The sequence below is a fragment of the Pseudooctadecabacter sp. genome, assembly GCF_965657175.1.
GTDB lineage: Bacteria > Pseudomonadota > Alphaproteobacteria > Rhodobacterales > Rhodobacteraceae > Octadecabacter.
This window is the reverse complement of the sequence record NZ_CBFHNH010000001.1, coordinates 274,412-285,234: the sequence shown is the minus strand read 5'-3', so window position 1 is coordinate 285,234 and position 10,823 is coordinate 274,412. Positions and strand designations below refer to the sequence as shown.

The 10,823-nt window shown below is 58.8% G+C and carries 8 protein-coding genes; all 8 read right to left on the bottom strand.

What is annotated here, in order from left to right:
* Positions 1-7: 7 nt before the first annotated feature.
* The 8 genes from hslU to tsaE all read right to left on the bottom strand — a co-directional run bounded on the left by hslU (position 8) and on the right by tsaE (position 10,788).
* A complete protein-coding gene (gene hslU / locus ACTG36_RS01380) occupies positions 8-1,312 on the bottom strand; it encodes an ATP-dependent protease ATPase subunit HslU (RefSeq protein WP_375279550.1) in 1,305 nt (434 codons plus the stop codon).
* A 68-nt stretch (positions 1,313-1,380) separates the two neighbouring features.
* Complete coding sequence (gene hslV / locus ACTG36_RS01375; RefSeq protein ID WP_375279549.1) at positions 1,381-1,908, bottom strand: ATP-dependent protease subunit HslV; 528 nt, start codon at positions 1,906-1,908, stop codon at positions 1,381-1,383.
* Positions 1,909-2,020: 112 nt separating this feature from the next.
* Positions 2,021-2,341 (bottom strand): thioredoxin, encoded by a 321-nt coding sequence (gene trxA, locus ACTG36_RS01370; protein WP_375279548.1) that lies wholly within the window; start codon positions 2,339-2,341, stop codon positions 2,021-2,023.
* Between the two features lie 59 nt (positions 2,342-2,400).
* A complete protein-coding gene (gene addA / locus ACTG36_RS01365) occupies positions 2,401-5,769 on the bottom strand; it encodes a double-strand break repair helicase AddA (protein WP_439141255.1) in 3,369 nt (1,122 codons plus the stop codon).
* A complete protein-coding gene (gene addB, locus ACTG36_RS01360) occupies positions 5,766-8,702 on the bottom strand; it encodes a double-strand break repair protein AddB (RefSeq protein WP_375279546.1) in 2,937 nt (978 codons plus the stop codon). The genes addA and addB overlap by 4 nt, the downstream gene beginning before the upstream one ends.
* Positions 8,695-9,375, bottom strand: a complete 681-nt coding sequence (locus tag ACTG36_RS01355; protein ID WP_375279545.1) for a nucleotidyltransferase family protein — start codon at positions 9,373-9,375, stop codon at positions 8,695-8,697. The genes addB and ACTG36_RS01355 overlap by 8 nt, the downstream gene beginning before the upstream one ends.
* Positions 9,372-10,325 carry an aminoglycoside phosphotransferase family protein gene (locus ACTG36_RS01350; RefSeq protein WP_375279544.1) on the bottom strand — a complete coding sequence of 318 codons (954 nt, stop codon included), beginning with the start codon at positions 10,323-10,325 and terminating at the stop codon, positions 9,372-9,374. Before ACTG36_RS01350 ends, ACTG36_RS01355 begins: the two co-directional genes overlap by 4 nt.
* Positions 10,315-10,788, bottom strand: a complete 474-nt coding sequence (gene tsaE / locus ACTG36_RS01345; protein WP_375279543.1) for a tRNA (adenosine(37)-N6)-threonylcarbamoyltransferase complex ATPase subunit type 1 TsaE — start codon at positions 10,786-10,788, stop codon at positions 10,315-10,317. The genes ACTG36_RS01350 and tsaE overlap by 11 nt, the downstream gene beginning before the upstream one ends.
* Between the last annotated feature and the right edge of the window lie 35 nt (positions 10,789-10,823).

The window sequence follows — 10,823 nt, the reverse complement described above, 5'->3', positions numbered from 1 at the left end:
AAAACCCCTAAAGCACGTAGCGGCTGAGGTCCGTGGACCGGCTCAGTTCGCCCAAATGTTCTTCGACAAAGGCTGCATTCACGTCGATGACGTCACCGGATCGATCCGGTGCAGTAAAGCTAAGGTCTTCGAACACACGTTCCATGACCGTATAGAGCCGCCGCGCGCCGATGTTTTCGACACTTTCGTTCACCTCTGCCGCAATACGGGCAAGGGCGGCGATCCCATCGTCGGTGAAGGACACGGTCACTTCCTCGGTTCCCATAAGGGCGGTGTACTGGCGGGTGAGCGCGTTGTCGGTCTCTGTCAGGATGCGGACAAAATCATCCTCGGTCAGGGCGCGGAGTTCAACACGGATCGGCAGGCGACCCTGCAATTCGGGCAACAGGTCAGACGGCTTGGCGATGTGGAACGCGCCGCTGGCGATGAACAGGATATGGTCGGTTTTGACCGACCCATGTTTGGTGCTGACGGTGGTGCCTTCGATCAACGGCAACAGATCGCGCTGCACCCCTTCGCGGGACACATCCGCACCACGGGCGTCGGCGTTCCGGCAGACCTTGTCGATCTCATCCAGAAAAACGATGCCGTTTTGTTCAACCGCCTCGAGCGCCTTTTTGGTGACTGTTTCGTCATCCAGAAGCTTGTCCGCCTCATCAGCGATCAGCAGATCGTAACTGGCGGCGACGGTGACTTTTTTGCGGACGGTCCGTCCGCCAAACGCCTTGCCAAACATCGCACCCAGATCCATGCCGCCCATGCCAGGGGGTTGGCCGGGGATTTCCATGCCGCCAAGGGGGGATGATGTGTCGGTCAGTTCTAGTTCGATGATCGTGTCATCCAATTCCCCTGTCTTGAGCTTTTTGCGGAACATATCGCGCGTGCCAGATCGCGCATCTTCTCCGGCAATGGCGGTGATGACACGTTCTTCGGCGGCCTCATGGGCCTTTTGTTTCACATCGTCACGCATGTAGTCGCGGGTTTCGACAATGGCCGCTTCGACCAGATCGCGCACGATCTGCTCCACATCTCGGCCGACATAGCCCACTTCGGTGAATTTGGTCGCCTCAACCTTAATGAAGGGCGCGCGGGCGAGTTTCGCCAGACGACGGGAGATTTCGGTTTTGCCCACACCAGTGGGCCCGATCATCAGGATGTTCTTTGGGTAAACTTCGTCGCGCAGGTCATCGCCAAGCTGCTTGCGCCGCCAGCGGTTGCGCAAGGCCACAGCGACGGCGCGCTTGGCATCCTTCTGACCGATGATGAACCGGTCGAGTTCGGAGACAATTTCGCGGGGGGTGAGGTCAGTCATGGCGGTTCCTTTCGGGGGCCAAAGCCTCAACGAGGCTTTGAGGACAGAGTTTCAAGGAAACTCTGCCGCTAGGACGAGATGGTTTCGACAGTCAGGTTGCCGTTCGTGTAGACGCAAATTTCAGATGCGATGACCATAGCCCGACGTGCAATGGTTTCGGCGTCAAGGTCCTGATCCATCAGGGCACGACCAGCAGCCAGTGCATAGTTGCCTCCGGACCCGATGGCAGTGACATCATGTTCGGGTTCCAGCACATCACCAGCGCCCGTGATGACGAACAGGTCTTTGCCGTCGCTGACGATCAACATCGCCTCAAGCTTTTGCAGGTATTTGTCGGTGCGCCAGTCTTTGGCGAGTTCGACCGAAGCGCGGGCGAGTTGTCCCGGTGTTGCTTCAAGCTTTTTCTCAAGCCGCTCAAGCAAGGTAAACGCATCCGCCGTTGATCCGGCAAAACCGCAGATCACGTCATTGCCGCCGGGCGACAATCGCCGCACCTTGTGGGCAGTGCCCTTCATCACGGTTTGACCGACGGACACTTGCCCATCGCCTGCGATGACGACGTCGTTGCCTTTGCGCACACCGATAATTGTTGTCATGTCGTGTCCTACTCATGCTTTGAATTTATATGGCGGCGCCGGGCGCAGCCTGCAAGGCTACAACGCAAAAGGGCGCCCCGTATGGGACGCCCCTTATAAGAAATTCAAGGTCTTAGATGCTTTCTTCGATCCAACCCTGCAGTGCAGCTTTTGGGGCCGCGCCTGTTTTGTTAGATACGACTTCGCCGTCTTTGAACATGAACAGCGCTGGAATGCCGCGCACACCCATTTGGGCGGGGGAATTAGGGTTTTCGTCTACGTTCACTTTGACGATCTTTACCTTGCCGTCCATTTCTGTGGACAGTTCTTCCAAAGCGGGGCCGATCTGCTTGCAGGGGCCGCACCACTCTGCCCAGAAGTCCACGACGACTGGAATGTCGGACTGGCGCACTTCGGCGTCAAATGTTGCGTCTGTTACTGCTACGGTGGCCATCGGCTCTGCTCCTGAATGTTTGTTTGAGGTCGGAACGTATGGGGGACATGGGGGGGCCGTCAAGTCGTGGTCACGCCTTTGAGAGCAGCGTCGAGGATCGTGTCGGGCAGTTCCGTCGTTGTACGCGATTTGGTCCACAAAAGAACCGTGCGAATTCGGTGACTTGGGTAAATCAGCCGCAGCGCATCGCGATATGCCGCCATCTGACGGATAAGGCCATCAGGCGTTTTATCTGACGTCGGTGGCGTGGCGCGGTTCGATTTATAGTCGATCGCGATCACGTCCGTGTCCGTCACCAACAGCCGGTCAATCAGGCCAAAGGTACGGTGCGGTCCGATATGGGGCAGATCGGCGGAAATCGGGACTTCCACCAAAGCGTCCTCAAACACCCAAGCAAGGGCTGGATCGTTCAAAACCCCCGTTGCCTCAGTGATCAAGTTGTCGGAGTTTTCAATCAGGCCTGTGTCCGGTTGGTTTGCGATCAGCGCCTTTGCGACGGTGGTGCGGTGTGACGGTTCAATCTCCGGCAAGACCTCAAGCAGAAGATGGATCAACCGCCCGAAGGCCAAGGCCGTTTCACTGTCATCTGTATGAGTCTCGCCGGGCATAATCTTGGCCCCGCCAAGGTCAGACGGGGAAAGGGTCGTCGGACGATCCGGGATCGGTGGAATCTGTGCGCCGAAGTCAGGGCTCAGGGTGGCAGGTGCCGTGCTTTGTTGCGGCTGAACCATCTGCCCCGCATCCCAATTCCAACGGCTAAACCGTTTGCCAGTCCCAATGGACGTGTCCAGATCAACGGCATCGAGGTGCGACATCGCGCTTAGGGTCGTTGCGTGCCAACTGTCATCCACGTCTTTGCCAGTATCACCAGCGGCAGCCACAATCAGCCAGTTTTCCGCACGTGTCAGGGCCACGTACAACAACCTGCGTCGTTCGCGATCTTGCGCCTCTAGCATATCGTCCTTCACGTCCGTCAGAACGGCGGGCATCTCGGCTGATTTGGGTTTCCAGAACACATTCTTGTCGCGGACTAGGAAATCACCCTTCACCTCCCGCTTGCGCTTTGTCGTGTCAGGCAGGATGACGATCGGGGCTTCTAGCCCCTTGGCGCCATGCACTGTCATCACGCGGATGCGGTCGCCCGCGCTGTCCATCTGCCGTTTGACGGTGACGTCTTCGGTCTGCAGCCAGCTGAGGAATCCGGTAAGGCTGGGCACCGCGGATTGTTCGTATCCCAAGGCCTGTGACAAAAGCGCGTCAATGCCGTCTTCGGCCTCATGCCCCAGTCGAGCAATCAGGTTCTTGCGGCCATTGTGTCGGATCAGCAAGCGGTTGATCAGATCATAGGGGCGCAGAAAATCGGACTGGTTCCGCAAGTCGGTCAGAACAGCGCGGGTTGCGTCATGTTTGCCGGATGTGCGCAAAGCTTCCCACAAGGTCTGGCCCTTGGGGCGGGGCTGGGCGAGGTGGTAGAGTTGCTGTTCGGACCACCCAAACAGCGGTGATTTCAGTGCGGCAGCAAGAGACAGGTCATCGTCTTGCAGCGACAAAAACTGCAACAAGGCGGAGATGTCTTTGACCGCCAGCTCACCGCCCAGCTTCAACCGGTCCGCCCCTGCAATATTAAGGTTCGAAGCTTTGCAGGCGGCGATAATTTCCCCAAAAATGTCTGACCTGCGCTGCACGAGGATCAGGATATCACCGGGCGTGATTTTGCGACGGCCCCATTCCGCATCGTCGCGGCCTTTGATCGGCAGCGTGTCATGCTTGATCATGCGTTTGATTTCGGCGGCGATGGTACGGGCCAAAATGACCTCGTGATTGGTGTCCCCTTTCAGGTCCACGGGGTCGTCCCATTCGCGGTCATCATCTGACTTGGACGGTTCGATCACGGGCCAGATATCTACGCGGCCTGGCATGTCGTCTTTGAACGCAAGATGGTTGATCCGCGTGTCCAGCCCATCGGCCATGTCGCCGGTACATGTCTGATCGACGAACTGCAGCACGGCGGCGGAGGACCGGAAGGAGTATTCGAGTTCGGTTTTTTGCAGGTCCTTGCGGACCTTTGACAGTTCTTCTGCGAAGTATTCCCGCATCCGGTCAAAGCCTTCGGGGTCGGCCCCTTGGAATGAATAGATCGACTGTTTCTTGTCGCCCACCACAAAAACGGTGCGTTCGCGGTCAGGGTTGGCCCCTTCGCCTGTCGAAAATTCCTGCGTTAACAGGCGGACGATGTCCCATTGATCGGGGGAGGTGTCCTGCGCCTCATCCACCAGCACGTGGTCCACGCCACCGTCCAGACGAAACAACACCCATTGGGCGACGGCAGGGTCTTGCAACAGGGCTTTGGCCTTGCCGATCAGGTCGTCAAAATCCAGCGCGCCGCGTTGAAGTTTCTTGGCTTCGTATCGATCAATAAACGGCGTGGCGAAGGTATAAAGCGCCTTGGTTTTGTGAAAGGCCGAGATGGCGTTGAGGTAATCCCAAGCATCCGCGACCCTATCCATCCATGCAAACATATCGTCCAGCAGGTCTTCGAACGCTGTCCATGCGGATTTGTGGTTTGACGCGGGCCATTTGCGCCGTTGGCCAGAGGTGAGGAACTTGGCGAACAGCGCGTTCAGGGTGTTCATATCAGGCGCGTTCAAGTTCAGCGCGGCAAGGTCTTTGGCGAAGGTCACATAAGATGCGGAGGCGTTGGGTGCCGCGTCCAGCAGATCTTGGGCGAGGTCGGCTTCGCCGCCGGTGAAGGCGATTTTGAGAGCGGCTGTTGGATCGACCCCGTGGGTGAGACCAAGGATGTGGATCAGCTGGTCTTCGTTCAAGGGTGCAGCAAAGGCCGATTTGCGTGCGGTCACAGAGGCGAGGAAGCTGCCGACCTCCGCGCCGGTATAATGCTGAGCAAAAAGGGCAAGCGCGTCAGCATCCGCGCCCGTCGCCATATCGTCCAACACCTCTTCGCGCAAAAGCTGAGCGGCGCGATCTTCCATTTCCTTGAACTGCGGGCTGACCTCAGCCTCCAAAGGAAACCGCCGCAGAACACCTGCACAGAACGAGTGGATGGTTTGGATTTTCAAACCGCCCGGTGTTTCGATCGCTGAGGCAAAGAGCGTACGGGCCATGGCGATGTAAGTGTGATCAATGGATGCTTCGATCCCGAGGTCCTTGAGGTCGCGGCGCAGACGGTCGGGCGGCATCATCGCCCATTCGCCCAGACGCTGGAACAACCGGTTCTGCATCTCGGACGCGGCAGCCTTGGTATAGGTCAGACACAGGATGTTTTCGGGTTTGGTGCCTGCCAACAAAAGCCGCGCCACACGGTCGGTCAGAACACGGGTCTTGCCGGAACCGGCATTGGCGGACAGCCACGTGGATCGGTTCGGATCGGCGGCCTCAATCTGGCGACGGGTGGCGTCGTTGGGGATCATGTCATGTCCTCCGCCACAGCCTCGGCGGTTTCGTCCCATTCACCATATCGTGCGAGGTGGTCGTAGGGCCCCTCAAACCGCGTCGTTTCATTGGCGGAGCGGGAGGTGAACCCCTTGGCGGGGTCCATCCATTTACGGATCAACCCCTCGAAGCGGTCCCACGTTTCCATCGCAGGCGCTTTGTTCAAAGGCGCGCGCTGGTTTTTGAGGGTGGACCCAAGGCCGATATATACGGCGGCCTTTGTGCGCACAGCGGGCACATTCTTGAACGCGCCTTTTTCGACCATCGCAGCCTCAAGCAACAGTTGTTTGTCGAAATGCAGCTGCTGTTTTTCGCTCGGAACCGCGCCGGTTTTATAGTCGTAGATCAGCGCCTCACCATCGCCGTCCAGATCGATACGATCCGCTGTTCCGGTCAGGGTAAATGCCACGGCACTGAGAGGCTGTTCACCACGCAATTCGGTCCCAAGGTTCCGCGCGTCCGTTTGTCGGTCCTGTTCTTCGGTCAGGAAATGTGCGGCAAATCCCGCGATACGGGCACGCCAGAGGGCGCGCATGGCGGGCCAAGGACATTCGGCTGCCAGAACATCATCCGCGATGGCCATCAACTCCGCCTCCGCCGTGGGGCTGGCGGGGTCGATCTTTTGGGTGATGAAACGTTCGAGGACCTCATGCACGATGATCCCGCGCAGGGGGGCGTCTGCGGATTGCGACAACGGATCAAGCGTGTTCAGGCCCAAAACCTTGCGTGCATAGATCGCATAGGGATCGCGGATCAGTGTCTTGATCTGAGTAACTGAGAGCTGGTCAGGGCGCGCATCTGCCGGTGGCGCGGGTGACGGGCGTGGCGCGGGATCGGTGGTAAATGACGGGGCGGCAATGACGTCAGCCAAGGCAATCCAATGGTCGCCACGGTGGCGCATCGCCTCCAGACATGCGGGGCCGCCTTGGTCGATCAACCCGCCTAGCAGATTGGTCAGTCGGTTGATCCAACGACTGGGGACGGTTTCAGCCTCATCCGATCTGACAGCGCGCGACAGGATCACCTCACGCGCGCAGGCGGCTTGTTGGTAATCATGGGCCGACAGGCCAATGCGACGTTCGGGCAACAGCAGCCCCGCCTCTTTTCGCAAGGGACGGTTTAGCCATGGATCAGGGGCCGGGGCCTCAGGCCAGGTGCCTTCGTTGAGGCCAGCGAGGATCACAAGATCGGCCGACTGAACGCGGGCCTCCAACGTGCCCCAAATCAGGACACCAGGATGTCCCGCATCGCGGTCGCGGACTTCGCCGGTGGCCAGAACAGCCCCCACCAGTCGGCGGTAATCCGTGGCGGTCATCGAACCGCCCGCCTCTGCATGGGTCTGAAGTTCGGACATCACGCGGTGGGCTTCGCGGCCGGCCTGCTGTCGCCACAGCTCCCCCGTTCCGTCGCCGTCAGGGCCAGAAGCCAACATCGCCGCGATGCGCAAATGGGTTGCGATGTGGTCTGCCAGATGCGCGTTACCCACGGCTGGCACGGTGATGACTGTGCCGATCCATGCGGCCCACGCGATCCGGTCAGGGTGCTTGTCAGCAGTTTTGTTCGCCCATTCCAGCAGGCTGTCGGTGGTTGGAAAGGCCGGGCCATAACGGCGCAGGCGCAGTTCCAGATCGTTGGTGTGAAGCGCATGACGGTTCTGCGCTTGTTCCGAATTGGTCAGTGGATGGCGCAGCAAAACCAACAGCCGTTCGGCGTCCAATGTTTCACTCATCAGATCGGCCACATGCCGCAAAAACCGTCCCGGTGCGGACAGTTGCAAAGGCTGGCCCGCACTATCGTCCGGCTTGATGTCCCACCGGTCCAATGCAGCGGTGACCTGACGGGTCAGCATCCGGTCAGGGGATATCAGGGCAGCGGTTTGCCCGTCTTCGACCGCTTGGCGCAACCGTGTGGCGATGGCGTCTGCTTCGGCGCGGGGGGTCGGGGCCTCAATCAGCGTCATGTTTTCTGTGGCGGTATCAAGATCGGTCAGACCTGGCCCATCGTTGATCCACTGGTGGGTCACAGGCGCAGGGCGCAGGGAAAGGGAAATCAGCCGCGTGCGGGCTTGGTTCTGTACCGCAGTGTCGATCCAAGGTGGTACGTCAGTAGGTTGGATATCAAGCGTCGCACATAGGGTCTTGAACCGAAATTGGGGGTGATCCTCACCCCCTTGATCGGGGTCGAGCATATCCCACACGTGATCCGGCATATCTGTATCAAAACCGGGCAAGACGATTGCACCCTGCGGCAGTTTCGCCACCGCCTGCATGAACAGCTGAGTGGCCCCCCGCGAACCTGTGGATCCGGCAACGATGATCGGATGGGTCGGCGGCGCGTCCGCCCAGCGCGCGATCAGTGTTTCGATAACCAGCCGCTGACGGCCTTCGGCATCCAATCGGTCCTCGGCGAAAAAGTCCTGCACCAGATTTACGAAACCCAAGGCGCGTTCCCAATGGCCCGATTGATCGGCCACGTTCAGGTTTTTGATTGTATCAGGTGACACGCCTTCGCCCTGCATCTCGCTCATGAGATTCACGAGGCTGTCCGCCAGATCAAAGGCGGCTTCTTGCGCGGCAAGTGTTGGGTCCACCTCGAGCAAGCCTTTGACCAGTTGGGCGACCTCAAGCTTGCGGCGCAGGGGCGCGATCGCGGGCGGAACGTCTGCCGTCAGTCGATCTTGTGCAAGGTCGGTGATCAGCCGGATCCGCGGTAAGAGCAAAGCCGCGTCTTGATGAAACAGTTCGGTCAGGCGGCGGGCCATCCGGCGGGTGTTCACATAAATTTCGACGCGTGCAACGTCTGTGGGGGACATGGTTTTGAACCGCGCACGCAGTCCTTGATAGAGCGCGGATGAAAAGTCATGCCCAAGTGGGACACCGAACAGGCGGGGGTCTGTTTGCGGATCAAACATTGGGCGTGTCCAGCATGGCTTCGGCCAAGGGAATGCAATCGGGGCGGCCGACATCGCACCACTGACCATCATAGGCAACGCCGTACATCCGGCCAGCATCCAACATCGGTTGCCACAAAGACCACATGGAGAACGCGACATCCTGAATGGCAGTCAGCCCATCGGTTTTGATGATTTGCAGGCCAGAATAAACCGTGTCCGGTCCTCTTCGAAGGGCGCCATTCGGCTCAATGATAAAATCCCCATTGCCAGAGTGTCCAACAGCTGCCCCGCGCGGGATCATCAGCAACAGGGCGTCCATTGTGTCAGGGTTCCATGCTGAAGTGAGGGCCAGCAGCGGGTTCGGTCCTTTCCACACGGCATCGGTGTTCATCGTGAACGTGGGATTTGAATTCAGAAGCGGCAGAGCCTTCTTGAGGCCGCCACCCGTCTCCAGAAGCTGCGTGCGTTCGTCCGAGATCAGGACGTCAGTGTCTTTGAGGTGCTCTTCAATTTGGTGTGCTTTGTAGTGGACATTCACCACCCTATTGAGCCTGTCGCAAAATTGCAGGGCATGATCCAGCAGCGGCTTGCCTGCGACACGGATCATCGGTTTGGGCTGCGTGTCTGTCAGCGGGGCCATTCGCGTGCCCAGCCCTGCTGCAAACAAAAGAACCGATCTGGGCAGCGTCATTCTGTGCCCCCCAGAAACGCGCGAATAGCCAAAGGCCGGAGCGTCGCCAACGCGGGGTGGGCCAGATCACGGCGAAGATGCGATGTCACCCTTGGTACGAAATCAAGGTAACGGGGCTTACAGGCGTCTTTGGCCAGTCGCTGAAAGATGCCCAGAATGCGCAGGTTCCTCTGGACGGCCATGACGTGAAAGGTCGTGCGAAGGTGATCCTGATCAGCCTCCGGATCGAGGCGGGACAGAAGATCGGGCAGCAGATCCTCTGACACGTCGCGTCGTGCATCGCGCAACAGCGAGGCGAGGTCGTAAGCTTTGTGAGTGATAAAAGCGTCCTGAAAGTCGAGAAGTCCAACTCGGTCGGTTCCGTCCTGATCGGGCCGCCAGATCAAATTTTCTGCATGGAAATCCCGCAACGATAAGGTGGAAGGTGCCGGGTCAACTTTGGCAAACAGGGATTGCAGCTCATCTTCAATCTCGGACCTAAGGGCGGCGCTTGGATCTTTGCAGGCCCAGTCAAAGGCAGGCCCCAGCATTTGCGCGGCCACCTGCGGTGTCATGGTGGTTAGGCCGTCTATGGCCGACACATCTGCAAGCCGAAGAAGGACATCAACAGCGGCAGAATACAGCGCGGCTTCATCGCTTGGCTGGGCTTTCAAATGACTGGCAAAATCGGTTTGACCCAAGTCGCCCAGTACCAAAAGACCAAGGGTATCGTCATGCGCCAGTACCTCTGGCGCGCAAAGCCCAGCTGCGCGAAGATGGCGGGCGATGGTCACGAACAGGGACTGGCTGCCGCAGGTGTCAGGTGGCGCATCCATAAAGATCACTGTGCTGCCGTTCGGGCCTGTCAGTCGTTCATATCTCCGGGCGGAGGCATCACCTGTGATCGCCGCGCGATTCCAAGCGCCCCATTCTTGCCGGTCAAGCCAATCTGCGACCTGTTCACTTCGCATCGGAAATGACCTGCGCAATGCGGTCCGACCAATCAGGACCGTAGGAGATCTGGGCTACGTGCGAAACATCTTGCACGGTGAGGTGGATACGCAACGCCTGTGCTGGCGCCAGATTTTCCAAAAGGTCCGGCCACTCGATCAGGGTGACCGCAGTGTCAAAGGCATCGGTCAAACCAAGTTCAACCGCCTCTTGCGTGTCGGACAGACGATAAAGGTCAGCGTGCCAGATTTCAAAATCGCTGTGTACGTAGGTTTGAACCAAGGTGAACGTGGGGGAGGGAACGTCGGTCTCAGGACCAAGAAGCGCACGGATAAAAGCGCGGGCAATCGCGGATTTTCCGGCCCCAATCTGCCCGCTGAGAAGGATGCAATCACCGAACTTGGCAATGCCGGCCAAAGCCGCGCCAAGTCGATCGGTGGCAGCCGCGTCAGGAAGGGAAATTGTAATTGGGCCTGAGGTCATGCCCCATCATTAAAGGCTGCCCCCAGACCCGCAAG

What these genes read in the sequence shown, in the direction of transcription:
- hslU (WP_375279550.1), bottom strand. Translation starts at nt 1,312, where the DNA reads ATGACTGACCTCACCCCCCGCGAAATTGTCTCCGAACTCGACCGGTTC.
- hslV (WP_375279549.1), bottom strand. Translation starts at nt 1,908, where the DNA reads ATGACAACAATTATCGGTGTGCGCAAAGGCAACGACGTCGTCATCGCA.
- trxA (WP_375279548.1), bottom strand. Translation starts at nt 2,341, where the DNA reads ATGGCCACCGTAGCAGTAACAGACGCAACATTTGACGCCGAAGTGCGC.
- addA (WP_439141255.1), bottom strand. Translation starts at nt 5,769, where the DNA reads ATGATCCCCAACGACGCCACCCGTCGCCAGATTGAGGCCGCCGATCCG.
- addB (WP_375279546.1), bottom strand. Translation starts at nt 8,702, where the DNA reads ATGTTTGATCCGCAAACAGACCCCCGCCTGTTCGGTGTCCCACTTGGG.
- ACTG36_RS01355 (WP_375279545.1), bottom strand. Translation starts at nt 9,375, where the DNA reads ATGACGCTGCCCAGATCGGTTCTTTTGTTTGCAGCAGGGCTGGGCACG.
- ACTG36_RS01350 (WP_375279544.1), bottom strand. Translation starts at nt 10,325, where the DNA reads ATGCGAAGTGAACAGGTCGCAGATTGGCTTGACCGGCAAGAATGGGGC.
- tsaE (WP_375279543.1), bottom strand. Translation starts at nt 10,788, where the DNA reads ATGACCTCAGGCCCAATTACAATTTCCCTTCCTGACGCGGCTGCCACC.